The following is a 24674-nucleotide window of genomic DNA, read 5'->3' on the forward strand; positions in this document are numbered from 1 at the left end:
CGGTCCTCAGGCCTTAGGAGGCGCGCTTTTTTGAAAGCGCGAGACGAGCTGGATGAGGCCGAGGCAGCCCCAGGTGATGCCGAATGCAATGACGGCGAGTGCGGCCGGTTCATAGGCGCGGTTGGCGCCCAAGAGCTGCATGTAGGGGCCGAAAGCCGGGCGGTTTAGCAGGGCCGCCATGGTGAACTCGCCGATGACGATGGCAAAGGTCAGGAAGGCTCCCGAGAGCACGGCGACGAGCACGTTCGGCAGAATGATCTTGGCAAGGATCGTCGTCCATCCGGCGCCGAGGCTTTGGGCGGCCTCGGTCAAGGTGGCGACGTCGATGGTGCGAAGGCCCGTGTCGACTGCGCGGTACATGTAGGGTAGCGCAAGCGTCGCATAGCCGAACATCAGGAGGATGTTGGTGCCGGTGAGCGAGCCCGTCAACGGCAGCCAGCTCGAGGTGTTGTAGAGCCGGATGTAGCCGAAGACGATGACGATCGCTGGGATGACCAGCGGCAGCAGCGTGATGAACTCGATGACGGGGCGCAGCCGCGGCAGCTTGAGGCGGACCCAGTAGGCTGTCGGCACGACGAGCAGAACACCGAAGAGGATGGTGAACAAGGCCTGCAGCACCGAGTAGGTGAAGGTCTCCTGGAAACGCGGGTCGGCGAAGACCTTCTGGTAAGCGTCGAAGGAGTATTCGCCGCGGCGCATCTTCAAGGAGAAGTTGGTCATGCCGATGAGCGGCAGGGTGAAATAGAGGAGGCCGAAAACGAGGGCTCCCCAGGCCCAGATCTTCTTCATTTCAGCCACCTTTCGCTGCGGCTGCGCAGCCAGATGTAGATCGCGTTGGCGATACCGGTGACGACGATCATGCCGAAGGCGAGCGCGTAACCGAGATGCGGGTTGCCGAGCACGTCGCCGCGGATCTGAGCAAAGAGCAGGATCGGCACGATCGAGAGCGACGAGCCGGTGAGTGCGATCGCGGTCGCAACGGCGCCGAAGGCATTGGCGAAAAGCAGCGCCAGCGTGCCGAGCAGCGACGGAAGCAGGATCGGGAAGGCGACCATGCGCCAGTATTGCAGGCCGGTGGCGCCGAGGATCTCGGCGGCCTCGCGCCATTCACGCTTCAGGCCGTCGAGTGCCGGCGTGATGATCAGGATCATCAGCGGGATCTGGAAGAACAGATAGGTGACCGTCAGCCCCCAGAAGGACAGCAGGTTGAAGCCGAGCATCCGGAGGTCGAGCCCGAAGTTCGAGCGCAGGAAGACAGTGACGATGCCGACAGGTCCAAGCGTCGCGAGAAAGGCAAAGGCGAGCGGCACGCCGGCGAAGTTGGAGGCGACGCCGGAGAAGGTCAGGAGTGGTCCGCGGATCCCCTTCGGCAAGCCGCCGAAGACGATGGCGGACGCCATGGCAAAGCCAATCAGGCAGCCGAGAAGCGCCGAGGCGATGCTGATCTTGATGGAGATCCAGTAGGCAGCCAGGATCGAGGGCGTGAACAGGCCGCGGATGTTGTCGAGCGTGAAGCTGCCATCGGGCGTCTGAAACGCGCCGACCACGATCTTCATCGTCGGCAAAAGCAGGAACAGCGTCACGAAGGCGGCAAAGGGAAGAATGCCCAGCCAGTGAAGCGGTAGGCGACGCGCCGGCGGGCTGGCGTCGGGTTTAGCAGATGACATTCCGTTCGCGCCCCTGAAGCCGCGTTTTCCACGCGGGCGTTATCGATTGTTGCAAGCAAGAAGCGGGAAACCGACGAAGCCGCGCACGGCTCCCAGATCTCGCTCCAAGGACTTGAATTTCTTACGAATAACCTATGCGCCCCGACCGGAAAACCGGTCGGGGCGACATGTCTGTGGAAAGGCTTACTGAACGTTCGCGCCGACGACGGAATCCCAGCCGCCGGTGACGGCAGCCTTGTTGGCGTCGACTTCTTCGAGCGTCGGGAAGTAGGCCTTCTCGTAAGCGGCTGCCGGCGGCAGGGCGTCGATCAGCTCCTGCGGAACCTTGCCGGCCTTGACCATGGCGTTGAAGCGGGTCGGGTGGCAGAAGCCCTTGAGCCAGCCGAGCTGACCTTCGTCGGAGTAGAGGTGCTCCATCCACAGCTTCGCTGCGTTCGGGTGCGGCGCGTAGGCGGAGATGCCCTGAACGTAGACGCCGGCGAGAACGCCGCTGGCCGGAACGACGACTTCGGTCGGCGGGTTGCCGTTGAGCGTCTTTGCCCAGCCGAGCGCGTTGTAGTCCCAGGCAACGACGATCGGGGTCGAGCCCTGGGCGAGCGTGCCCGACTTGCCGATAACCGGAACGAAGTTGCCGGCCTTGTTCAGTTCGGCGAAGTAGCCGAGACCAGCTTCACCGGCTTCCTTGCCGGACTTTGCGCCCTTGGCGAGGCCAGCGGCGAGAACGCCGAGGATCGCCTGGTTCGAGGCGCGCGGGTCACCGGCGAGAGCAACCTGGCCGGCATATTCCGGCTTCAGCAGATCAGCCCAGTCCTTCGGTGCGTTCTGGACGAGGTCCTTGTTCACGAGGAAGGACATGACGCCGTAGTAGTCGCCGTACCAGTAGCCTTCGGCGTCCTTGACGCTGTCCGGGATCTCGTCCCAGGTGGAGACCTTGTAGGGCTGCAGCAGGCCTTCGGCCTTCATCTGCGGGCCGAAGGCGAGACCGACGTCGACGACGTCAGGAGCCTGCGGGCCCTTGTTGTCCTTGTTCGCCTTGACGGCTTCGACTTCGTCGGCCGAGCCTGCGTCCGGGTTCAGTTCGTTGACCTGGATTTCCGGATACTTGGCCTTGAAGGAGGCGATGACGTCGCCGTAGCCGCACCAGTCGTGGGGCAGGGCGACGGTCGTCAGCATGCCTTCCTTCTTGGCGGCTTCGATGAGCTCGGCGCTCGGTTCGGCAGCGGCGATTGCCGTCGTTGCCAGGAAAATGGCGGTGGAGAGCGAAAGCAGGCGTTGGGTTTTTGAAATCACTGGAGTTCTCCTTATGGGTTTAGTCAAATTCGTGGGGTTTCAGTCGATTTCGGCGAAGCTGTTAAAGAGATGCGATGAAAGTAATGTGACAGGGGTTTATCCGTTCGCGCCGCGTATGTCGTTGGAAGAACATTTCTTTTTTGGCTTCGGCGGGCCACTGTCGCATAACTGCATGAAATCCTGTGAACGTGTCGGCGAATTCTCCTAGACCGGTTTGCGAAAGATGCGGGTGGAATCGAACAGGCCCTCGAGCGTCTTCATCCGATCCCGGGTTTCGTCCCAGTTCGAACTCTGAACGGCCTCGATCAGAGCCTCGATCAAGAACAGGATGACGACGGAGCTGTCCCAGGCGGACGGCACCTCGATCTGCGAGCGAAACACCCTTGAGGCGGACTTGGCGACCGGCGAACTCCAGCGATCGGTAAAAAGGATGATCTCGACACCCCGCTCGCGGGCGGATTTGGCAAGCGTCACCATCTCCTGCTCGTAGCGGCGGATGTCGAAGAGAATCAGCACGTCGCCCTGGCGCATGTCGAGCACATAGTGCGGCCAGGCGCTGGCATTGGTGGCGATTTCGGTGACCCCCGGCCGAATGACCTGAAGGTGGGTGAAGAGATAATCGGCGAGCGAGCGGGTGATGCGGCCGCCGAGCAGATAGATGCTGCGCTTGCGGTCGGCGATCAGCGCGGCCGCCTCGTCGAATTCCTGCGGCTCGATCTGGGTCAGCGTCTCGCGCAGATTGCTGGTGATCGCGTCGGCAAAGCGGTTGAGCGTGTGGGTGCCGGGTGCATTGGCAGCCCAGCGGTCGTGCTTGGTGATCGGATTGGAAATCGTCGCTTCCAATTCCTGATGCAGCCTTGCCTGAAAATCCGGAAAACCGCGGAAACCGAGCTTCTGCACCATGCGGGCGACCGTCGGTGTCGAAACGCCGGCGTTCTCGGCAACCGTGGTGATCGAACCGAGTCCCGAAACGGGATAATTGTCGAGAAGCGTCTCTGCCAATTGCTTCTCCGCGCGGGTCAGCACGGTGAAGTGGGCGTTGATCACATCCGACACGGTGGTGGACGTCGCCTTGCTGCTCAAATTGTCTCCCCTGAACCGATCTTAAGCCGGTTTGTGACAGATTAAACATCGCTGTCACAATTGGAGTCAATCGCAATTTTGAAGAGATCGTTTCAGATTTTGATTGACATGCGTCATCCTCTGAAGAATTCTTTTCATTAACGAACGTCTAACGGGGCAAGAGGGGATGCCGGTGTTGACGCGACTTTTGACCGAAGCAGATGGCGATCCGGTTGCGATCGAGAACGCCGCAGGCAAGGGCGATATTGTGCTCGTCTGCGAGCATGCCTCGCGCCTCGTTCCCGAACGCCTGGGCACGCTTGGCCTCAGCGAACAGGCGCTCGAAAGTCATATTGCCTGGGACCCGGGTGCGCTTGCGGTTGCCAAGCTGCTTGCGACAAAGCTCGACGGGTCCCTGATCTACCAGCGCTTCTCCCGCCTTGCCTATGACTGCAACCGACCGCCGGAAGCGGACGCGGCGATGCCTTCTGTCAGCGAGGTCTACGAGATCCCGGGAAACCGGACGATGTCGGCCGACGAGCGCCAGGCGCGGGTCGACGAGATCTATCGGCCGTTCCACGATGCCGTCGCCCGGTTCGTATCCGATCGCAAGGCCGCGGGACGCCCGCCTGTTCTCGTGACGATGCACAGTTTCACGCCCGTCTATTTCGGCAAGCCGCGCGCCGTCGAAGTCGGCGTGCTTCACGATGCCGACAGCCGGCTTGCCGACCATATGCTCGCGACTGCCACCAAGGGGCAGGTTGCCTACGACATCCGGCGCAACGAGCCCTATGGGCCGGCCGACGGCGTTACCCATAGCCTGATCGAATATGGCGTCCACAACGGACTGCCGAATGTGATGATCGAGATCCGCAACGATCTCATTCGCAATGACATCGGCCAAAGGGTCATGGCCGATTACCTGGAAGGGCTGCTGCGCAAAGGCGCTGCGGCTGTTTCAGCACAATAAAAGACCCTGGGGAGCGGCGTTGCCGCGGTCCTGTTCCGGCCAGCCGGGGCAGGTGGTTGATGGGACCCTGCCGCAATGGGGCGGTGTGGTCTGAAGAAATCAGGGGAAGAAAAATGTCGGACTACAGTGATTCAGACAAAAAGCAGGACATGAGCGTCCTGCACTCGATGGGCTATGCCCAGGAGCTCGAGCGGCGCATGAGCCAGTTCTCGAACTTCGCGGTGTCGTTCTCGATCATCTGCATTCTTTCGGGCGGCATCAACTCGCTCGCCCAAGCGACCGCCGGCGCGGGGGGCGCCGCGATCGGCATCGGTTGGCCGCTTGGCTGCTTCATCTCCTTGGTTTTCGCCGTTGCCATGGCACAGATCAGCTCGGCCTATCCGACGGCGGGTGGCCTCTATCACTGGGGTTCGATCCTCGGCAACCGCTTCACCGGCTGGCTGACAGCATGGTTCAACCTGCTCGGTCTCGTCACCGTTCTCGGTGCGATCAACGTCGGCACCTATTATTTCTTCATGGGTTCCTTCGGCACGCCCTATTTCGGCCTCGCCGATACGACTCTGACGCGCATCGTCTTCCTCGCCATCATCACCGGCGGGCAGGCGCTGGTAAACCACATGGGCATCGGGCTGACGGCCAAGCTCACCGACTTTTCGGGCTACCTGATCTTCGCGACGTCGATCCTGCTGGCGCTCGTGTGCCTGGTCGCAGCCGACAGCTACGACATCGCCCGTCTCTTCACCTTCTCCAACTACTCCGGTGAAGCCGGCGGCAACGTGTGGCCTCAGACCTCGGGCACCTGGGTGTTCCTGCTCGGCCTGCTCCTGCCGATCTACACGATCACCGGCTATGACGCTTCGGCGCACACCTCCGAAGAGACGGTCAAAGCCGCCCATTCGGTGCCGCGTGGCATGGTCTCGTCGGTGCTCTGGTCGGCGCTTTTCGGCTATATCATGCTGTGCTCGTTCGTGCTGATGATCCCGAACATGGACGAAGCCGCCAAGCAGGGCTGGAACGTGTTCTTCTGGGCGATGGATGCGCAGGTGCACCCCATCATCAAGGACATCCTCTATCTCGCCATCCTCGTCAGCCAGTGGCTGTGCGGCCTGGCAACGGTGACCTCGGTGTCGCGCATGATCTTCGCGTTTTCGCGTGACGGCGGCCTGCCGGCCTCCAAGGCGCTTGCCAAGGTGAGCCCGACCTACCGCACGCCGGTTGCCGCGATCTGGATCGGCTCGATCCTGTCGGTCCTGTTCGTCTGGGGCTCGTCGCTGGTCTCGATCGGCGAGACGCCGGTCTACACCATCGTCGTTTCGTGCACGGTCATCTTCCTGTTCTTCTCCTTCGCGATCCCGATCACCCTCGGCCTGTTCGCCTGGGGAACCTCGAAGTGGGACAAGATGGGTCCGTGGAACCTCGGCGAGAGCATGTTCAAGCTGTTCGCGGTGCTCTCGATCATCGCCATGGTGCTGATCTTCATCCTCGGCGTGCAGCCGCCGAACGACTGGGCACTCTACATCACCGTGGGCTTCCTGGTGCTGACCGGCGCTGTCTGGTTCGGCTTCGAGAGCCGCCGCTTCCGCGGCCCGCCGATCGGTGACGAAGTGGCACGCCGCCAGGCAGAGATCGCCGCTGCAGAGAAGGCCGTCGGCCAGATCTGATCAACGACAAAAGGGCGGAAGCGCGACCGCGACTTCCGCCTTTTCTTTGGGGCCGGACGAAATCGAAAACAATGTGCGCGGCTTCCGGCCCGCACTCCGCGCCAGACAATTCGAGCTGATCACGTTCACGCGGCCAAAAAATATCGTGACCTCAAGGGAACGGCCGCGTGACAAAACATGGGATGGAAGTTGATGAGCTATACGTTTGACGAGTTGAAGGAAGACGTCGCCGCCGGCCGCATCGATACGGTGCTCGCCTGCCAGGTCGACATGCAAGGCCGGCTGATGGGCAAGCGCTTCCACGCGCAGTTCTTCGTCGATGGCGCCTGGAAGGAAACGCATAGCTGCAACTACCTGCTGGCGACCGACATGGAGATGGAGACCGTTCCCGGCTACAAGGCGACAAGCTGGGAAAAAGGCTACGGCGACTATACGATGAAGCCGGACCTTTCGACGCTTCGCCGCATCCCCTGGCTCGAAGGCACGGCGCTGGTTCTCTGCGACATGCTCGACCATCACACCCATGAGGAAGTGCCGCATTCGCCGCGGGCGATCCTGAAGAAGCAGGTGGCGCGTCTCGAGAAGATGGGCCTCAAGGCCTATATGGCGAGCGAGCTCGAATTCTTCCTCTTCGACCAGTCCTATGACGACGCCCGCCAGTCCGGCTATCGCGATCTGCAGCTCGTCAGCGGCTACAACGAGGACTACCACATCTTCCAGACGACCAAGGAAGAGGACGTGATGCGGGCGATCCGCAATGGTCTCCAGGGCGCAGACATTCCGGTCGAGAATTCCAAGGGTGAGGCGTCGGCCGGCCAGGAAGAGATCAACGTACGCTATGCCGACGCGCTGACGATGGCCGACCGGCATGCGATCATCAAGAACGGTTGCAAGGAAATCGCCTGGTCGCGCGGCAAGGCCATCACCTTCCTCGCAAAGTGGAACTATGCGGCCGCCGGTTCGTCCTCGCATATCCACCAGTCGCTCTGGAGCGCGGACGGCAAGTCGTCGAAGTTCTACGACGAGAGCGGCAAATACGGCATGTCCGAGATGATGCGCCATTACGTGGCCGGGCTTCTGACCCATGCGAGCGAGATCACCTATTTCCTCGCCCCCTACATCAACTCCTACAAGCGCTTCATGGCCGGTACCTTCGCGCCGACCAAGGCGGTCTGGAGCAAGGACAATCGCACGGCCGGCTACCGTCTCTGCGGCGAAGACACCAAGGCGATCCGTATCGAATGCCGCGTCGGCGGCTCCGATCTCAATCCCTATCTCGCCTTCGCCGCTTTGATCGCGGCGGGCATTTCCGGTATCGAAAACAAGATGGAACTGGAGGCGCCCTTCGTCGGCGACGCCTATGGCGGCAAGGACGTGCGCGAGATCCCGCGCACGCTTCGCGATGCGACGGCCGCGCTGACGGAATCGAAGATGCTGCGCGCCGCCTTCGGCGACGAGGTCATCGAGCACTATGCGCGGGCAGGGCGCTGGGAGCAGGAAGAATATGATCGCCGCGTCACCGACTGGGAGGTCGCACGCGGTTTCGAACGGGCCTGACCCGCGACATAATCATTCACAAGGATGGCCGTTCCTGACCGGAGCGGCCATCGCATCATTCGCAATGAAAGCAGGAAGACGATCATGAGCATGATCAAGTGCATTTCGCCGGTGAACGGCGAGGTCTACGCAGAACGCCCGGCGATGCCACTGGACATGGCAAAGCAGGTGGTTTCCCGCGCCCGCCAGGCGCAGAAGGCCTGGGCGCGCCGTCCGCTCGACGAGCGCGTCAATCTGGTTCTGGCCGGTGTCGCGCGCCTCAACGAGATGGTCGACGAAGTGGTGCCAGAGCTTGCCTGGCAGATGGGCCGGCCGGTGCGCTATGGCGGCGAATTCAAGGGTTTCAACGAGCGCTCGAACTATGTCGCGACCATCGCCGCCGATGCACTGAAGCCGCTGGTGATCGAGGAGAGCGACCGCTTCGAGCGCCGCATCTCGCGCGAGCCGCACGGTGTCGTCTTCGTCGTTGCACCTTGGAACTACCCTTACATGACCGCGATCAACACGGTCGCGCCGGCGCTGATGGCCGGCAACACGGTCATCATCAAACATGCGAGCCAGACGATCCTCGTCGGCGAGCGCATGGTGCGCGCCTTCGTCGAGGCCGGCGTTCCCGCCGACGTCTTCCAGAACATCTTCCTCGACCACGAAACAACGGCGGCGCTGATTGCGGCCAGGAGCTTCGACTTCGTCAACTTCACCGGTTCGGTCGAAGGCGGGCGTTCGATCGAACGGGCGGCGGCCGGTACCTTTACCGGTCTCGGTCTCGAACTCGGCGGCAAGGATCCGGGCTACGTCATGGAAGACGCGGATCTCGACGCGGCCGTCGATACGCTGATGGACGGCGCCACCTACAATTCCGGCCAATGCTGCTGCGGCATCGAGCGCATCTACGTGCACGAAAAGCTCTACGACGCCTTCGTCGAGAAGTCGGTCGCCTGGGTTTCCAACTACAAGCTCGGCAATCCGCTCGATCCGGAAACGACGCTGGGGCCGATGGCCAACAAGCGTTTTGCCGCCACCGTGCGCGAGCAGATCGCCGACGCCGTTGCCAAGGGCGCCAAGGCTCTGATCGACCCGAAGCTTTTCCCTGCCGACGACGGCGGCGCCTATCTCGCGCCGCAGATCCTCGTAAATGTCGACCACTCCATGGCCTTCATGCGCGAAGAGACCTTCGGCCCTGCCGTCGGCATAATGAAGGTGAAGAGCGACAGCCAGGCGATCGAGTTGATGAACGATAGCCAGTATGGCCTTACCGCATCGCTCTGGACCAGGGATGCCGAGCGTGCCGCGCGCATCGGCGCCGACATCGAGACTGGCACGGTGTTCATGAACCGCGCCGACTATCTCGACCCGGCGCTTTGCTGGACCGGCGTCAAGGAGACCGGCCGCGGCGGCTCGCTTTCGGTCATCGGCTTCCAGAACCTCACCCGTCCGAAATCCTATCATCTGAAGAAAGTCACCGCATGACCATCACCGCCAACTGGAGCTATCCGACGTCCATCAAGTTCGGTGCCGGCCGGATCAAGGAGCTTGCCGACCATTGCAAGGCGGTCGGCATGAAGAAGCCGCTGCTGATTACCGATCGGGGCCTCGCGCCGATGGCGATTACGCAAAATGCGCTCGATATCCTCGACGCCGCCGGCCTCGGCCGCGCGATCTTTGCCGACGTCGATCCGAACCCGAACGACATCAATCTCGCCGCCGGCGTGAAGGCGTTCAAGGATGGAGGCCATGACGGCGTCGTCGCCTTCGGCGGCGGCTCTGGCCTCGACCTCGGCAAGTGCGTCGCCTTCATGGCCGGGCAGAGCCGCCCCGTCTGGGACTTCGAGGATATCGGTGACTGGTGGACGCGGGCGAGCGTCGAAGGCATTGCACCGATCATTGCAGTGCCCACCACCGCCGGCACCGGCTCTGAAGTCGGCCGCGCCAGCGTCATCACCAATTCGGCAAGCCATGTGAAAAAGGTGATCTTCCATCCGAAGTTCCTACCGGCAGTCACGATCTGCGACCCGGAACTGACGGTCGGCATGCCCAAGGTGATCACGGCGGGCACCGGCATGGACGCCTTTGCCCATTGCCTGGAAGCCTATTCCTCGCCCTTCTATCATCCGATGTCTGCGGGCATTGCGCTTGAAGGCATGCGGCTGGTGAAGGAATACCTGCCGCGCGCCTACAAGGACGGCACCGACATCGAGGCGCGCGCCAACATGATGAGTGCGGCCGCCATGGGTGCCGTCGCGTTCCAGAAGGGCCTTGGCGCCATCCACTCGCTGTCGCATCCGGTGGGCGCGATCTACAACACCCACCACGGCATGACCAATGCGGTCGTGATGCCGCCGGTGCTGCGTTTCAACCGTCCGGCGATCGAGGACAGAATAGTGCGCGCTGCCGCCTATCTCGGCATTTCCGGTGGCTTCGACGGCTTCTACGACTACGTGCTGAAGTTGCGCGAGGAACTCGGCGTTCCGGACAAGCTCGCAGCCCTCGGCGTTGGCACCGACCGGATCGACGAAATGTCGGAGATGGCGATCGTCGACCCGACGGCCGGCGGCAACCCGGTCGAGTTGACGCTCGACGCCGCGAAGAAGCTCTTCCGCGAGTGCATCTGACCAATTCCCGACGCCTTTGCCCCCAGGCGAAGGCGTCGGCCTCTCGGTTTAGTTAGCCCAAAAATACCACTTGCCATTGCGGCGGATCTGTCACCTAATCGTCATCGAACTGTCACGTTTCGGGCTCGCGGAGCGTTTTCTTTACGCTTTGTTTACCGCGGTCTGGAACGTTTGCATTAGGGTGTGCGTATGTATCGGCCCGCGAAAATCCGGGCCTTGAGTTAGGGTCGACCGATGGCGATTGTATCCCTCGCGAATGCGAAGGGGGGAGCCGGCAAGACAACGGCAGCCTTGCTGCTTGCCTGCGAATTCGCCCGGCGCGGCGATCGCGTTGCGGTTCTTGATTGCGATCCACTCGCCTGCATGACCGACTGGTTCCGCCACGGCCGCAACGATGGCAATCTCTTCGTTCTCTCAGGTGTCGCGACAACCACGCTCAGCGATCATCTCCGGCGGCTGCGCGGTCAGGTCGAGCATGTGATCATCGATCTCTCCGGGGCGGCCGACGTGCTGGTGGCGCTGGCGATCGGTCTTTCGGACCTGACGCTGATCCCGGTGCAGGGCTGTGTGATGGATGCGCGCGGCGCCATCCAGGTGCTGGACCTGATCCGCCACATCGAGAACAACGCGCGCGCCAACATCAACCACGCGGTTCTGCTGACCCGGGTCAACCCGATCGTGACGACGCGGGCGATGCGCCGGGTCAAGCTGCTGCTTTCGGAGAACCGGATCCGGCTCGTCGATACCCCGCTGGTGGAGCGTACGGCCTTCCGCGAACTCTTTGAGCGGGGCGACACGCTTTCCTCTCTCGACCCCGCTAAGGTCAGCAACCTTGCCAAGGCGCAGGCCAACGCCCAGGCGTTTGCGAATGACGTGCTGACCCTGCTCAGCCCGACAGGCGAGGCGGTGCGGCACGGGCCGTTCTCGTCGATGTGCTATCGATCACAGCACGTGAGCGAACCGGCAGTTTTGCCGGTCTGAGGCCAGAACTCCAGCATTTTCATCACCATAGCAGTGTCGCTGGCACGCAGCCTTAAGGCCGACTGTCAGGTTTGACGTGCCGGCGTTACCGTTTCGTTAACCAAATTCTGTAAGGTTTCGTTAAGAAGCGAACCACCGGCTGTGGCCGTCCGGTTCAGCGCGATACAGGCATAGAATGGGGAATATCATGGCGGTCATCACTTTCGCCAATGCAAAGGGTGGTGCGGGCAAGACGACCGCGGCGCTGATCCTGTCGACGGAACTGGCGCGGCAGGGACACCGGGTGGTCGTCCTCGACGCTGATCCGCAGCGCTGGATCACCAGCTGGGCGGAGGCTTCCGGCCATATCGCCAACCTCACCGTCATTTCGCACATCACGCCCGGCTCGCTCGAATGTCATATCCGCGAGGCGAAGGACGAAGCGGATTATATCGTCATCGATCTCGCGGGCGCCAAGGACCAGATCGTAGCACTTGCACTCGCCATCTCTGACCAGGTGCTGATCCCGGTGCAGGGCTGCGCCATGGATGCCAAGGGTGCGGCTCAAATTCTTGAGCTGATCCGCCAGATCCAGGATCGTTCGGGCCTGCGCATCAACCATTCTGTGGTGCTCACCCGCGTCAATTCGCTGGTCACCACGCGTGCGCTGCAGACGATCAAGGCGATGCTCGCCGAGCGCGGCGTCTCGGTTCTCGACACGCCGATCGTCGAGCGCGCCGCCTATCGCGAGATCTTCGATTTTGGCGGCACGCTGCAGACGATGGATCCGAACCGCGTCAGCAATCTCGACAAGGCGCGCGAAAACGCAGCAGCCCTCGCCAAGGAAGTGCAGGCGCTGATGCCGGTCAAGACGCGCCGCTCCTGGGCTGCGCGCATGCCGTCCTGGGCTTCGCGAAACGCCGCCTGATCCTTTGCCGTTCCACCGTTTATTGCGTATCAACCGGAATTGATATTCGTCAGTTCCGGTTGAGTTGTATTTCAGGCCTCGCGAAATAGCTGTTTCGCGTAAGGCTTCCTTTACCCTGCGCTTCTATCAGTGGCCCAGGACACAGCTTGCCCCTGCGACCGACTGAACAGGGCAACCGGCCGCCATGATTGCGGCCATGATCTCAGACGCTTCAGCGCCCTAGATCCTGTCTCCATGATCCAGAAATGAGCATGCAGGGAAGTTCGCGCATGAAAACGGAACACGCCGCTGCCGGCACGCAAGACGTTGCCGGTCGTCTGAATTTCATGGCGCTCGATGACGCCGCCAAGACGAGCCTGAAGGCGCTGAAGCCGATCCTCGAGAAGGAACTTAAACCCGCGCTCGACAAGTTCTACGTCAAGGTCAAGACGACGCCCGAGACCAAGCGCTTCTTCTCCTCCGACGCTCATATCGACCGCGCCAAGGGCGCCCAGGTCGGCCACTGGGCCAATATCGTCGATGCCAATTTCAACGAGGATTACAGCGCCAAGGTTCGCACCATCGGCCTGGTGCACGCCCGCATCGGGCTCGAGCCGCGCTGGTACATCGGCGGCTATGCGCTGATCGCCGAGCATCTGATCACCGAAATCGTCAAGGCGCACTGGCCGAAGGCCGGCCTGTTCTCGCGCAAGGGGACCTCGGCCGAGGACATGGGCGCGATGCTGTCGAGCCTGATCAAGGGCGTCTTCCTCGACATGGATCTGTCGATCTCCGTCTACATGGACGCCTCCGACGTCACCAAGCAACGTGCGGTGCAGGAAGAAGTGCTGGCTGCCGAACGCGCGCTGATCAGCAAGACCTTCGGCGCGGCGCTGAAGAAGATCGCCGATGGCGACTTGACGGCACGCATCGGTGCGGACCTGCCGGTTGCCTATCAGGAGCTTGGCGAAAATTTCAACCACGCGATCGGCGAGCTTGCGCGCGCCATCGGCGGAATCGAGGCCGGCGCCAGCCAGATCCACACAAGCGCCAAGGAGATTGCGGCGGCTGCCGACGATCTGGCCCGGCGCACGGAACGCCAGGCGGCCAACCTCGAAGAGACGGCCGCTGCCGTCGAGCAGGTGACGCGCACGGTCAAGCAGACGGCCGAAGGCGCCAACCAGGCGAACTCGACCGTGATTGCCGCCCGCGCCAATGCCGAACAGAGCGGCGAGATCGTCAGCCACGCGATCGAGGTGATGCAGGAGATCCAGACGTCTTCCGCCAGCATCGCGCGGATCGTCGACGTCATCGACGAGATCGCCTTCCAGACCAACCTCCTGGCGCTGAACGCCGGCATCGAAGCGGCCCGCGCCGGCGAGGCGGGCAGGGGCTTTGCGGTCGTCGCCTCCGAAGTCCGCGCGCTGGCGCAGCGCTGCGCCGAGGCGGCCAAGGACATCCAGGGCCTGATCGCCAAGTCGCGCGGCCAGGTGGACGACGGCGTCAATTCGGTCAATCAGGTGGCGCAGTCGCTGCAGCAGATCGTCGCCCAGGTTGTCGAAGTCAGCTCCGTCTTCGGCGCCATCCGCGCCAGCACCGCCGAACAGGCGACCGGCCTGCAGGAGGTCAACACCGCGATTACCCAGATGGACCAGATCACGCAGCAGAACGCCGCCATGGTCGAGCAGGCGAACGCCGCAAGCCAGGCATTGACGGGAGAGGCCGAGCACATCGCCACGCGTCTGCGGGCGTTCCGCACGTCGGGTCAGGTGCAGGTCAGCGCCGGCTCGGGTTACCGCGCAGCGGCGTAATCGCGCCTTCCGTTCGAGAGACAACGCCTCGGGTCAGGGATGATCCGAGGCGTTTTGCTTTGCTGATCGCGGCGCAGTGATGTTGGGGGCAGCTTCACCGCGCGGCCAGGGACTTTCTACGCCGGAAGCGATCGATGGTGGCTTTCGCTCTTTGTCCCGATGGAATTAAGATGTCCGCGCGCTCTGCCCCGCCCGGACACCTGAAGTTGATCACGCCGCCCGTTGAACTAACGACAAGCCGCCTTCACCTGCGTGCAGCCCGCTCTGAACACGCAGCGTCCGTGTTTACGGAATACACCGGCAACAACATGGCAGCACGATTTTTGCCGCGCGGCGCTCATCCCGCGCAATCCAGCACCGAGGCGGTCATCCATGCGTGGGGAGAAAGCAACTGGGCGGATGGTGACCGCTTCATCTGGAGCATCATCGACCGCAGCGACCAGCGGCCGATGGGCCTCTTCCTCATGTTTGTGGATGGGGACCGTGCGGAAATTCACTATGGCATCGGTCCGGCCTATTGGGGACGGGGGCTGGCGACGGAAGCCGGTCTTGCGATTATGCATTGGGTCAAGCAGCAGTCACCCCTATCCGAGGTTCATACCATATGCGCGGCTGCACATGAGACCAGCTGCCGTGTTCTCGAAAAGATTGGCCTGGTGCGTGGCCAGTTCCTGCCTGACGCCTTGTTGCTGAAGGCCACCGAGGAGAGGATCGACGGTTGGTCGTATCGCTGGAGACGCTCCGAGTGAGAGCAAAGGCAGCACCAACTTGCCGGAGCCGCAGTTCGCGGAGCGCTCATCTGGCTTGAAAGCCAAGGTCGCAGCTGAAACGAACCGGGTCGAATGCGGATTTCACGCCGTTAGCGCGAAGCACAGAGCCGCTCGCTGACGGGACCGGCAAGTCCGGCGACTAAGCGGGAACGTAGACCAGCCGCACCACGTCCTCGCCGATCCGATCATGAGCGATCAGGCGGAGCCGCGGGCGGGGGCCGGCGAAATAGGGGTTGCCGTGACCAAGGACGACCGGGTGCAGGTAGATCCGGTACTCGTCGATCAAGCCCAGTTCGGTGAGGCTGTGCGCGAGGACGGGGCCTGCCACTTCGATCTCGCCGTCGTGCTCGGCCTTCAGCTTGCGCACGGCGCCCGCAATATCACCGTCGACGAGCCGGGCATTGGGGCCGACGGACGCCGAGGAGCGCGAGACGACCCATTTCGGCTGCTTTCGCCACGCGGCTGCGAAGGCCTGTCTGTCCGCATCCCATTCCGGATGCTCGTCGTCCCAGTAGCGCATGATCTCATAGATCCGGCGACCGTACAGGCTGCCCGTCTGCTGTTCGGCCTCCTTGATGAAATGGCGGAAGAGCGTGGGACTTGGCGCAAACTCCATGTGGTCGACGTAGCCGTCCAGCGACTGGTTCATTCCGAACACGAGCTTAGCCATGGCCAGTTCCTTGTCTCGAATGGCCCGTTCGCACGGGTCTGCTTGCGACGTGCAATCGGTCAACGCTAAGCCGACTGATTTCAAATCGCAAGCGGTTTTTGGGCTTTGCCATCGACGGTCTCTACCGTGCACGGGCCACCGATGGTCGCTGCTGCGCTATTGCGAATTGGCCGCTGTCGGCCGTCTGCGTTTCGTCACGGCCTTTTCAAGGTGTTGATCGTACCAGTGGTCGGGGAATTTTATGTCCCACATCAGGTGGCGCAAGTCTCCGGCGTCGATATCTCGGTATCCCAGTTCCTCCAGCCGAAGCAGAAGCAACATATGATCGGTGATGACGATCAGCCGGGCGTGGTTGCCGACCTGAAGCAGCGCCGGGCGCAATGCCGCATGGGATTTGAAGCCGAACGACGCGGCGATTGCCTCGTCCAGGTGGGATGACTTGATGTGCGGGTAACGATCCCGGAGGGACTTCTTCAGGGCGGCGATATTGGACGGCGAGAACCTGACCTGCGGGTGCAGCATGAGACGATCCGATGCTCCTGGTCGAAGTCTGCCGATTACGCTTCGACGTTGATGAACATGGTCGTCGAGTAAAGTTCCGCGGCCCTTCAACCCGGCAGCAGGTTTGGAGGGGCACCCGCGGCGGACGCTACACCTCAGGGTTTCAACATTCAAGATAGGTCAGCATGGGCCGGCGCAGTCCGGCTGGCGCGCATTTCACCCCGTGGCGAAACCGCATGGCATGGTCGCGAACCGAAATGAACGGTCCGCACCGTGCGCTACCTCAGAACCGACGGTCGATGAAGTGCTTGGCCTGGGCGCCTGCGTGGTAGAAGGCGGACTTCACGCCGCGCCAGGTGTCCGGGGTCACGGGCGTTTCGGCGAGCGGGATCGCCGAGGTTTCGCCGGTGACGTGGCTGGCGAGTGCGCGGCCGAAGACGGTGCCCGGCGCGATGCCGCGGCCGTTGTAGCCGCTGACGGAAACGACGTTGGGGGCGAGCGTGTGCATGGCCGGCAGGTTGTTGGTGGTCATGCCGATGCGGCCGTCCCACCAGTACTCAAACCGGAAATCGCCGATGAAGGGGAAGAGCTTGCGCAGCGAGCGGGCGGCAAAGGCGCGGTGCGTGCCTTCAGCGATCGCGTCGAGCCGGCCGATCGAGCCGAAGATCAGCCGGTTCTGCTGGTCCATGCGGAAGGAGGTCATGACGAGGCCGGTGTCCCAAGTGCCCTGGCGCTCCGGCAGGATGCGCTTGGCGACGGCGTCCGGCAGCGGATTGGTGGCGAACTGGAAATAGGGCAGGATCGTCAGTTCCTGCGTATGGGCCTGCCAGGGGCTCTCGGCGAAGAGGCCGCCATAGGCATTGGTGGCGAGGATCACCTGTTTCGCGCGGACCGTGTTGTTGCCGGCCTTCAATACCCAGCTGTCGCCCTGGTGCTCCGCACCGGTCAGCGGCGTGTCGGTGTAGATCTCGGCACCGGCGGCAAGGGCAGCGCGGGCGAGCCCGCGGGCATAGGCGAGCGGCTGGATGGTGCCGGCGCGGCGGTCGAGCAGGGCGCCGGAAAAACCTTCAGCGCCGGTGAGCGCGTGCGCCCGCTCGGCCGAAAGCGCCTCGACCGGCGCGCCGCGCTTCTGCCACTGCGCTTCGCGGTCCTTGATCTCGGTGATGCCCTCGCTGCCGACGGCCATGTGCAGCGTACCGTTGCGCACCGCCTCGCAAGGCATGCCGTGCTTCTCGACGAGCGCATAGACCTGTGACGGGCCGTCGCCGAGTTCGGTCAGCAGCCGGTTGCCGGCCTCGGGGCCGAGGGTAGAGATCAGGTCGTCGGGCTTCACCCACATGCCGGCATTGACGAGGCCGACATTGCGGCCGGAGCCGCCAAAGCCGATCATCTTGGCTTCGATGACCGTTGCCTTCACGCCTTTTTCGGCCAGGTGCAGCGCTGCCGAGAGGCCGGTAAAGCCGCCGCCTATGATCGCCACATCGGTCGTCAGGTCCTGGCTGAGCGGCCTGGTCTCAGGGGCGGCCGGTGCCGTCGCATGCCAGAGGTTGGGCAGGGTGCGCTCCGTCGCCATTCAGGCCATCCTTCAAGTGCGGCCGCAGGTCGGCCATTGTCGTTGAGATATCCGGTGATAGCCGATTGCCGGAAAAATTCTCATGACAATGTTTCATGAAGTCATGATGGACGGGGAGAGCGGCGGGAGGGCTTTTGCACCCGGCGCTCGAAAAAAAACCGCAGCTGGGTCGTCGGCAGCTGCGGTCTTCGTAAATGGATAGGTCTGAAACGATTTAGCCGACGGGTCGGCGCAAAGAAATTTAAAAAAGAGTGCCTCGTCGTGGATGGTCGGCCAGGCAACTCCATCATCTATGCTGCAGGCGCGAAGTCACTCACCCAATTGGGGGAAGCCTCAAGAAAAATGCCAAAAAAACAACGGTTCGGTTAACGGGCGGCCGGCTTCGCTCAGTCGACGAACTCGACCGTGACGCCCGTGCTCACCATCTTGGCAAGCTCGGTCGCGTCCCAGTTGGTCAGGCGCACGCAGCCATGGCTCTGGGTCTTGCCGATCTTCGAGGGTTCCGGCGTGCCGTGAATGCCGTAGGTGGGCTTCGAGAGCGCGATCCAGACCGTGCCGACGGGACCGTTCGGGCCCGGCTGCAGGGTCAAAATCTTGTCGTTGTTGCCCTGCTTGAAGTTGATCTTCGGATTGTATGTGTAGCCCGGATTGAGCGCGATGCGCTCGACATTGACCGTGCCTGACGGAGACGGCGTGTCGGACGAGCCGATCGTTGCCGGATAGGCGGCAATCAGCTTGCCGGCGTCGTCATAGGCGAGCACCTGCTTGCGCGCCTTGTCGGCGAGGATGCGGGCGACCTTGCCGGTCTTGTTGGCACCGGGGTTGATCACCTTGATGATCGTGCCTGGAATGGTGAAATCGACGCCCGGGTTCAACTCGCGCAGATAGGCCTCGTCCATGTGGAACTTCTCGCCGAGCATTTCCGTCGTCGAGGTGAAGGACATGTGCGGCAGCATCGCTTTGTGCGCGTAATCCTCGGGGATCGACGCGACATAGGGGCCGGCGGCGTCGGCGGCCGTGATCGTGTAGCTGGTGATCGGCATGCCGCCGTTCATCCGCAGCCGCTCGAGAATGTCGTCGGTGTTGTTGGGATCGAGCGTTTCGCCGGTCGACTGCTGAAAGGCTTCGATCGCCTTGGTGACGTTCGAGCCCATCTTGCCGTCGATCACGCCTGGTGAAAAACCTTCGCGGTCGAGGAAGACCTGAAGTGCTGTGATCTCGGCGCGCGACTTCGACTTGACCGAGATCGCCGGCGGCATCGACTGGCGCATTGGGTTGCCGTCGTTCGGATCGACGGAAGCCTCCTGGGTGCCGTCGATCAGGCCGGGCAGGCTGTTTGGCAGTTCGTTGCCGTCGGTCGACGGCGGAACGACGTCGCGGTAGTCGGGAACGGAGCCGGTGACGTCGCCGGGCTCGGAATAGCCGTAGCCGCGCTCGGTTTCCCGGTAGCGTCGGTTGGAATAGATATCCACGTCACCCTGACGGCGATAGCCGCCGTAATCGCCCTGGCGGTTGCCGCCGTAGTCGCGTTGGCGGCCGCGATTATTGGGCACCACGGTTGCGACCACATTGCCCCAGCTGTCGATCAGAAGCGTGCGGCCACGGCTGTCGCGCATGGTCTGCACTTCGTCGGAGCGGGGTACATAATCGAGGATTTCGCCGTCGGGCGTGACCAGCATGACATCGTCGCCATAGCGATTGTAGCCGCGATAGTCCTGCGCGAAGGCGGCCGTCAGATCCACGGCAAGAAAGCCGACTGCGGCGAGGAGCGAGAGGCCTGTGCGGGTCGCTGACGTCACGAGAGAACCTGTTTTCATTGTGGTGAATGTGGCGCGATACATTTCGATTTCGACGTTAATGTGAAAAAAATGAATTCATCATGAACAAGCAGTTAAATTCTATCTAGGCGGCGCAATCCCGGCCTTCAACCGCTGAAATGCGTCTCTCCTCAGCTATCATCTCTTTGTGATTGCAGTGATTCTGCGGCCGATTTGAGGAAGAGAACATGCTGAAGACGCTCGAAGAACCTCAGGATTTTCAAGAGAATCATGTGCTGTTCGACCGGCTCTCCGCGCTCGATATCGCCGCCTTCGTCGTCGACGGCGTCGACCTGTCGCCGGGTGCTGCGATCCCGTCGGATGGGGACCCGAGGATCGACCGGGCGCTGGCCGGTTTTCTCTTTACCTGCGGTCCAGACCATATCCGCCATCCCGAGGCGATCGAAGGTGGCGCGGAAGGCGCATGCTATCCGCTGCACGGGTCACTGGCCGGAACAGCCGTCAGCCACACGGAGATGGCGAGCGACGGGGCCGAGTGCACGGCGACGATCGAGGTGGCGCTCGCCGATGGCGGGCGGGCGCGGGTCGAGCGGCGCTGGCGAATCGATGCCGCGCGGCACGAAGTGGTGCTCGAAGATCGCGTCGTCAATTCCGGCGTCACCGCCTTTCCGCCTGTCATGATGTATCACCTCAACATTGGCGGCCGGTTGCTTGGGGACGAGACCCGCATCGTCAGCGCTTCGCTTGCAGGCGGGGAGAGCGCCTGGCGCTTCGGCACCGGCGAGAGCGCACATTTCTGCCTGCCGGCGGCCGTCGGTTCCGATGGCTGGTCGGAGGTCACGCTTGCGGATCTCGCGGGGCTCGGCGGCCGAAATCTGAAAGTGCGGTTCCGGGCCGATACTTTGCCCTTCCTGCAGATGTGGCGCTGCCAGCGCGGCGAGGCCAACGTGATCAGCATCGAGCCGGTATCGCACCGGATCGCCAAACGGCCGGAGTTGGCTGCGGCCGGGGAACTGACACCGCTTCAGCCGGGCGAGGCGCGCAGCTACGCCATCGCCTTTTCGGTCGTCTGATCCTGCGCCTTGACGATGCGGCTTTTGAATTGACGGGAGATAAGGCTGCGCCTACATCAGAGGCCGGGAAATTTGCCTCAAGGAAGACGACCATGGACATCCGCCAGATCAACGACGAATACTCGGTTACCGGCCAGATCGCGGTCGAGGACCTCGACCAGATCAAGGCGCTCGGCTTCAAGTCCATCGTCTGCCACCGCCCGGACTTCGAGGCGCCGGACCAGCCGACCTTTGATTCCATCGCTGCCCGTGCCGAAGAACTCGGCATCGAAACCAAGCACATTCCCGTCGGCCCGATGGGCGTGACCGCCGACGCCGTGAAGAGCATGGTCGACGCGCTCGACGAGTTCCAGCGGCCGATGCTCGGCTATTGCCGTTCCGGCGCGCGCTCGACGGCCGTCTACCAGCAGACCCAGCATATCCGCGGCTGAGCCACGCAAAATCCAAACTCTCGCGCTCGGCCGCATCGTTCCATCTGACAGTGGAGGATCGGCATGGCCGAAGCGCATCTCATTTCGCGGGAGCAATGGGCGGATGAGCCCGACGCCTGGAAGGGCGAATTCGAGGGCGGCGCCTATGGCGCAGGCCTTTCGGTGATCTTCGTTTCCACCGACGAGATCGGGTACGGGCCGAAATTGCACCGCCATCCCTATCCGGAAACCTTCATCGTCCGCGTCGGCCGCGCCCGCTTCACCGTCGGCGACCGCATCATCGATGCCGAGGCCGGTCAGATCGTCGTGGCGCCGGCCAATGTGCCGCACAAGTTCGAGAACCTCGGGCCAGGGCGCCTGGAGACGACCGACCTGCATGAAGCCGGTGCGTTTTCGACGGAATGGCTGGAGTAAGCGGCTGGACGTATCTCGTAGGCAGTTAGCGGGCGTGATCGTTCCCCGCGCCGCCGAGGCGGCGCTGCTGGATTCCTGTGACAAGCACAGGAACGAAGGAGATATAATGGTGGCCGATCGGCGTTCAATTGGCGCACGACGCCCTGAGAACCGTCGCTTCGCCCGCGCGCTCGCAGGCACAGAAGCGCGGGCGCGTGGGAAGAAGGCCCCCATCGCAAATGCTCAATCGTCCTCATTCCTGTGCTTGTCACAGAAATCCAATCACGGCGCGTCTGCGCCGTGATTGGACCCTTCACGAACAAGACTTGCTCAGCCCGCCCTGATCTCGCTTAGCGTGCGCGTCGGGGTGATCGCTTCGGGATCGAGCTTGATCTCGATGATCGCCGGCTTGCCGCTGGCGCGCGCCCTGAGGAAGGCGTCGGCAAACTCTTCCGTCTTCTCGACCGTCTCGCCGTGGCCGCCATAGGCGCGGGCAAGGGCTGCAAAATCCGGGTTGGTGAGATCGGTGGCGCTGACGCGGCCGGGATAGTCGCGCTCCTGGTGCATGCGGATCGTGCCGTAGATACCGTTGTTGACGACGACGGTGATGATCGGCAGGCGGTAGCGCACGGCGGTTGCGAATTCCTGGCCGTGCATCAGGAAGCAGCCATCCCCGGCAAAGCAGATGACTTCGCGATCCGGATGCAGCTGCTTGGCGGCGACCGCCGCCGGCAGGCCGTAACCCATTGAGCCCGAAGCCGGGGCTGCCTGGGTGGCGTAGCGGCGGAAGCGGTGGAAGCGATGCACCCAGGTGGCGTAGTTGCCGGCGCCGTTGGTGAAGATCGTATCCTCCGGCACGTTCGCCTCGATCCAGTTCATGATCGGGCCCATCTGCACCGCGCCCGGGCCGGTTTCCGGCGGGGTCGACCACTTGAGATAGGCGGCGTGCATGGTCTCGGTGCGTGCGGACCAGCTCGGTTCGCTCGGCGGTGCAAGGCTTTCGAGCGCGGCGACGAAGTCGCGCGGGCTGGCGGCAATCGCCAGCTCCGGCCTGTAAACACGGCCGAGTTCGGAACTGTCAGGATGCACATGCACCAGCGTCTGGTGCGGGTAGGGGCTGTCCATCAGCGTGTAGCCGGACGAGGGCATTTCCGAGAAGCGGCCGCCGATAAGCAGGATGAGATCCGCTTCCTTGACCTCTTTTGCCAGAGCGGGGTTGATGCCGATGCCGACGTCGCCGGCGTACATCGGGTGCAGGTGATCAAACAGCATCTGGCGACGGAAGGAGCAGCCGACCGGCAGCTTCCAGCGTTCAGCGAAGCGCTGGAATTCAGCAACGCTTTCCGCTGTCCAGCGAGTGCCGCCGAGGACGGCGATCGGGCGCTTGGCGTTGCTCAGCATTTCGCCGAGCCGCTTCATCTGCGCCGGACCTGGATGACCCTCGACCGGCTGGTAGGGTTTGGCGGCGGGCGCCTCGGCGCTGCGGGTCAGCATGTCCTCGGGGAGCGTCAGCACGACAGGGCCGGGGCGGCCGGACGTGGCGACCGCGAAGGCGCGGGTGACGAATTCCGGAATGCGGGCGGGATCGTCGATCTCGCCCACCCATTTGGCGACCTCGGTGAAGGCGCGGCGGTATTCGATCTCCTGGAAGGCCTCGCGCTCGCGCGCTTCGCTCTGCACCTGGCCGATGAAGAGGATCATCGGGATCGAATCCTGCTTGGCGACATGGAGGCCGGCGGAAGCGTTGGTCGCGCCAGGGCCGCGGGTCACCATGCAGATGCCGGGCTCGCCGGTCAGCCGCCCCCAGGCATCCGCCATCATCGCGGCCCCGCCTTCCTGGCGGCAGACGAGCACGTCGATGTCGGTGTCGTAGAGCGCGTCGAGCACGGCGAGATAGCTTTCCCCCGGCACGCAGGCGATGCGCTTCACCCCGTTGGCGACGAGCGCGTCAACGATGAGCTGACCTCCAGTTTTCATGATATTCCTCCCGATGGTCTTTCTTTTGTTTTCAGATGGCTTTGTTTTCAGATGGCTGGCGACACCGGAGCGACGCTCGTGTCCTTGTGCACGCGGCGCTCGCGCCAGATGATGTAGAGGCCGGAGCCGATGATGATGGCGATGCCGAGCCACTTCAGCGCGTCGGGCAGGTCGCCGAAGACGAGCCAGCCGAAGATCGTGGCCGAAACGATTTCGAGATACTGCAGCGGCGCCAGCACCGAGGCCGGGGCGGCGCGATAGGCATAGACGCCGAGCACGCCTGAAATGGTGGCGGTGACGCCGACGCCGAGCAGGTAATACCAGGTGTACCCTTCCGGCCAGACCGGATCGAAGATGCCGGAACCGGTGCCTTCGCCGAAATAAAGCAGCACGAGACAGAAGAGCGCGCCCCAGACGCCGGCGTGAAACTGCATCGACCAGGGGTCCTCATTTTGCGCGACCATGCGGGTGACGAGCAGGAAAACGGCAAGACCGAAGGCGGCCACAACAGGCAGAAGGGCGATCCAGCCGACCTCCTGCATGCTCGGCTGGATGACGAGCAGCGCGCCGAAGAAGCCGACGCCGCAGGCGGTGTAGCGCCGCCAGCCGATCGTCTCCTTCAGGAAGATGCTGCCAAGGATCGTGAGGATGATCGGCTCGACGAAGAAGATCGCGATCGCGTCGGCGACTTCCATGACCTTCAGCGTGGTAATGAAGGAGAGCATGGTCACGACCAGCAGACCGCCGCGCAACGCGTGCAGCCCGGTCTTCTTCCAGGTGAGATCAAACAGGCTGCCGCGGAAGAGCACGATCGGCAGGATGAAGACGACCTGCAGCAGAAAGCGCACGGCGGTGATTTCGGCCGAGGGAACGGTGGCGATCGCGAGCTTGGCGAAGATGTCGATCAGCGGCGACAGAAGCACCGAGATCACCATCAGCGTCAGCCCGAAGGAGATGCGGTTGTGGTCGGCGGCGATCTTGGGAAGCGACATGTCGGCCATGATATTCCCG

General features: G+C 62.9%; 22 protein-coding genes. 12 read left to right on the forward strand and 10 right to left on the reverse strand.

The window, feature by feature from the left end; translation table 11 throughout:
- Positions 1-6: 6 nt before the first annotated feature.
- From IB272_RS06120 to IB272_RS06135, 4 genes are all read right to left on the reverse strand, one after another.
- Positions 7-789 (reverse strand): ABC transporter permease, encoded by a 783-nt coding sequence (locus IB272_RS06120; protein WP_034792271.1) that lies wholly within the window; start codon positions 787-789, stop codon positions 7-9.
- Positions 786-1667, reverse strand: a complete 882-nt coding sequence (locus IB272_RS06125; protein WP_034792273.1) for an ABC transporter permease subunit — start codon at positions 1665-1667, stop codon at positions 786-788. The genes IB272_RS06120 and IB272_RS06125 overlap by 4 nt, the downstream gene beginning before the upstream one ends.
- Positions 1668-1850: 183 nt before the next feature.
- Positions 1851-2957, reverse strand: a complete 1107-nt coding sequence (locus IB272_RS06130; RefSeq protein WP_034792275.1) for an ABC transporter substrate-binding protein — start codon at positions 2955-2957, stop codon at positions 1851-1853.
- Positions 2958-3161: 204 nt separating this feature from the next.
- On the reverse strand, positions 3162-4040 hold the full coding sequence (locus IB272_RS06135) for a MurR/RpiR family transcriptional regulator (RefSeq protein ID WP_034792277.1): 879 nt from the start codon (positions 4038-4040) through the stop codon (positions 3162-3164).
- A 175-nt stretch (positions 4041-4215) separates the two neighbouring features.
- Between IB272_RS06135 and IB272_RS06140 the strand changes: the two genes are divergently transcribed.
- The 9 genes from IB272_RS06140 (at position 4216) to IB272_RS06180 (ending at position 15246) form a co-directional block, all read left to right on the forward strand.
- Positions 4216-4989: an N-formylglutamate amidohydrolase gene (locus IB272_RS06140; RefSeq protein WP_113135697.1), complete on the forward strand. Its 774-nt coding sequence runs from the start codon at positions 4216-4218 to the stop codon at positions 4987-4989.
- A gap of 113 nt (positions 4990-5102) precedes the next feature.
- The gene (locus IB272_RS06145; RefSeq protein ID WP_034792285.1) at positions 5103-6650 is read left to right on the forward strand and encodes an amino acid permease; all 1548 of its coding nucleotides are present in this window, start codon (positions 5103-5105) and stop codon (positions 6648-6650) included.
- A gap of 192 nt (positions 6651-6842) precedes the next feature.
- The gene (locus tag IB272_RS06150; protein WP_034792288.1) at positions 6843-8207 is read left to right on the forward strand and encodes a glutamine synthetase family protein; all 1365 of its coding nucleotides are present in this window, start codon (positions 6843-6845) and stop codon (positions 8205-8207) included.
- Between the two features lie 84 nt (positions 8208-8291).
- Positions 8292-9677 (forward strand): aldehyde dehydrogenase family protein, encoded by a 1386-nt coding sequence (locus IB272_RS06155; RefSeq protein WP_060582782.1) that lies wholly within the window; start codon positions 8292-8294, stop codon positions 9675-9677.
- The gene (locus IB272_RS06160; protein ID WP_060582658.1) at positions 9674-10819 is read left to right on the forward strand and encodes an iron-containing alcohol dehydrogenase; all 1146 of its coding nucleotides are present in this window, start codon (positions 9674-9676) and stop codon (positions 10817-10819) included. The genes IB272_RS06155 and IB272_RS06160 overlap by 4 nt, the downstream gene beginning before the upstream one ends.
- A gap of 234 nt (positions 10820-11053) precedes the next feature.
- Complete coding sequence (locus IB272_RS06165) at positions 11054-11800, forward strand: ParA family protein (RefSeq protein WP_063891130.1); 747 nt, start codon at positions 11054-11056, stop codon at positions 11798-11800.
- A 187-nt stretch (positions 11801-11987) separates the two neighbouring features.
- Positions 11988-12707, forward strand: a complete 720-nt coding sequence (locus IB272_RS06170) for a ParA family protein (RefSeq protein ID WP_034792347.1) — start codon at positions 11988-11990, stop codon at positions 12705-12707.
- A 269-nt stretch (positions 12708-12976) separates the two neighbouring features.
- Complete coding sequence (locus IB272_RS06175) at positions 12977-14497, forward strand: globin-coupled sensor protein (RefSeq protein ID WP_060582660.1); 1521 nt, start codon at positions 12977-12979, stop codon at positions 14495-14497.
- Positions 14498-14631: 134 nt separating this feature from the next.
- On the forward strand, positions 14632-15246 hold the full coding sequence (locus IB272_RS06180; protein ID WP_234852534.1) for a GNAT family N-acetyltransferase: 615 nt from the start codon (positions 14632-14634) through the stop codon (positions 15244-15246).
- Positions 15247-15406: 160 nt separating this feature from the next.
- Here IB272_RS06180 and IB272_RS06185 read toward each other — a convergent pair whose 3' ends face one another.
- The 4 genes from IB272_RS06185 to IB272_RS06200 all read right to left on the reverse strand — a co-directional run bounded on the left by IB272_RS06185 (position 15407) and on the right by IB272_RS06200 (position 19852).
- Positions 15407-15937, reverse strand: a complete 531-nt coding sequence (locus IB272_RS06185) for a dihydrofolate reductase family protein (protein WP_060582662.1) — start codon at positions 15935-15937, stop codon at positions 15407-15409.
- A gap of 156 nt (positions 15938-16093) precedes the next feature.
- Entirely contained in the window at positions 16094-16459 is a 366-nt protein-coding gene (locus IB272_RS06190; protein ID WP_060515904.1) for a hypothetical protein, read from the reverse strand.
- A 262-nt stretch (positions 16460-16721) separates the two neighbouring features.
- Positions 16722-18011, reverse strand: a complete 1290-nt coding sequence (locus IB272_RS06195) for an FAD-binding oxidoreductase (protein ID WP_192444237.1) — start codon at positions 18009-18011, stop codon at positions 16722-16724.
- A 386-nt stretch (positions 18012-18397) separates the two neighbouring features.
- A complete protein-coding gene (locus IB272_RS06200; RefSeq protein WP_034792355.1) occupies positions 18398-19852 on the reverse strand; it encodes a L,D-transpeptidase in 1455 nt (484 codons plus the stop codon).
- A 164-nt stretch (positions 19853-20016) separates the two neighbouring features.
- Here IB272_RS06200 and IB272_RS06205 point away from each other — a divergent pair, with 164 nt between their 5' ends.
- The 3 genes from IB272_RS06205 to IB272_RS06215 all read left to right on the forward strand — a co-directional run bounded on the left by IB272_RS06205 (position 20017) and on the right by IB272_RS06215 (position 21707).
- The gene (locus tag IB272_RS06205) at positions 20017-20862 is read left to right on the forward strand and encodes a DUF4432 family protein (RefSeq protein WP_060582666.1); all 846 of its coding nucleotides are present in this window, start codon (positions 20017-20019) and stop codon (positions 20860-20862) included.
- Between the two features lie 92 nt (positions 20863-20954).
- Positions 20955-21293 carry a TIGR01244 family sulfur transferase gene (locus IB272_RS06210; RefSeq protein WP_034792356.1) on the forward strand — a complete coding sequence of 113 codons (339 nt, stop codon included), beginning with the start codon at positions 20955-20957 and terminating at the stop codon, positions 21291-21293.
- Positions 21294-21356: 63 nt separating this feature from the next.
- Positions 21357-21707 carry a cupin domain-containing protein gene (locus tag IB272_RS06215; protein WP_060515907.1) on the forward strand — a complete coding sequence of 117 codons (351 nt, stop codon included), beginning with the start codon at positions 21357-21359 and terminating at the stop codon, positions 21705-21707.
- A 309-nt stretch (positions 21708-22016) separates the two neighbouring features.
- On the opposite strand, the gene IB272_RS06220 is transcribed toward IB272_RS06215, so the two are convergent.
- Both IB272_RS06220 and IB272_RS06225 read right to left on the reverse strand, forming a co-directional pair.
- Positions 22017-23663: a thiamine pyrophosphate-binding protein gene (locus IB272_RS06220; protein WP_034792359.1), complete on the reverse strand. Its 1647-nt coding sequence runs from the start codon at positions 23661-23663 to the stop codon at positions 22017-22019.
- 47 nt (positions 23664-23710) lie between these two features.
- Complete coding sequence (locus IB272_RS06225) at positions 23711-24664, reverse strand: DMT family transporter (protein ID WP_034792361.1); 954 nt, start codon at positions 24662-24664, stop codon at positions 23711-23713.
- Between the last annotated feature and the right edge of the window lie 10 nt (positions 24665-24674).

The sequence above is a fragment of the Ensifer sp. ENS08 genome (assembly GCF_014852195.1).
Taxonomy (GTDB): domain Bacteria; phylum Pseudomonadota; class Alphaproteobacteria; order Rhizobiales; family Rhizobiaceae; genus Ensifer; species Ensifer adhaerens.

Coding starts and splice junctions, on each gene's coding strand:
- IB272_RS06150 (WP_034792288.1), top strand. CDS start 6,843: ATGAGCTATACGTTTGACGAGTTGAAGGAAGACGTCGCCGCCGGCCGC.
- IB272_RS06225 (WP_034792361.1), bottom strand. CDS start 24,664: ATGGCCGACATGTCGCTTCCCAAGATCGCCGCCGACCACAACCGCATC.
- IB272_RS06145 (WP_034792285.1), top strand. CDS start 5,103: ATGTCGGACTACAGTGATTCAGACAAAAAGCAGGACATGAGCGTCCTG.
- IB272_RS06120 (WP_034792271.1), bottom strand. CDS start 789: ATGAAGAAGATCTGGGCCTGGGGAGCCCTCGTTTTCGGCCTCCTCTAT.
- IB272_RS06175 (WP_060582660.1), top strand. CDS start 12,977: ATGAAAACGGAACACGCCGCTGCCGGCACGCAAGACGTTGCCGGTCGT.
- IB272_RS06165 (WP_063891130.1), top strand. CDS start 11,054: ATGGCGATTGTATCCCTCGCGAATGCGAAGGGGGGAGCCGGCAAGACA.
- IB272_RS06155 (WP_060582782.1), top strand. CDS start 8,292: ATGAGCATGATCAAGTGCATTTCGCCGGTGAACGGCGAGGTCTACGCA.
- IB272_RS06125 (WP_034792273.1), bottom strand. CDS start 1,667: ATGTCATCTGCTAAACCCGACGCCAGCCCGCCGGCGCGTCGCCTACCG.
- IB272_RS06205 (WP_060582666.1), top strand. CDS start 20,017: ATGCTGAAGACGCTCGAAGAACCTCAGGATTTTCAAGAGAATCATGTG.
- IB272_RS06185 (WP_060582662.1), bottom strand. CDS start 15,937: ATGGCTAAGCTCGTGTTCGGAATGAACCAGTCGCTGGACGGCTACGTC.
- IB272_RS06160 (WP_060582658.1), top strand. CDS start 9,674: ATGACCATCACCGCCAACTGGAGCTATCCGACGTCCATCAAGTTCGGT.
- IB272_RS06215 (WP_060515907.1), top strand. CDS start 21,357: ATGGCCGAAGCGCATCTCATTTCGCGGGAGCAATGGGCGGATGAGCCC.
- IB272_RS06180 (WP_234852534.1), top strand. CDS start 14,632: ATGGTGGCTTTCGCTCTTTGTCCCGATGGAATTAAGATGTCCGCGCGC.
- IB272_RS06170 (WP_034792347.1), top strand. CDS start 11,988: ATGGCGGTCATCACTTTCGCCAATGCAAAGGGTGGTGCGGGCAAGACG.
- IB272_RS06210 (WP_034792356.1), top strand. CDS start 20,955: ATGGACATCCGCCAGATCAACGACGAATACTCGGTTACCGGCCAGATC.
- IB272_RS06220 (WP_034792359.1), bottom strand. CDS start 23,663: ATGAAAACTGGAGGTCAGCTCATCGTTGACGCGCTCGTCGCCAACGGG.
- IB272_RS06195 (WP_192444237.1), bottom strand. CDS start 18,011: ATGGCGACGGAGCGCACCCTGCCCAACCTCTGGCATGCGACGGCACCG.
- IB272_RS06200 (WP_034792355.1), bottom strand. CDS start 19,852: ATGTATCGCGCCACATTCACCACAATGAAAACAGGTTCTCTCGTGACG.
- IB272_RS06190 (WP_060515904.1), bottom strand. CDS start 16,459: ATGCTGCACCCGCAGGTCAGGTTCTCGCCGTCCAATATCGCCGCCCTG.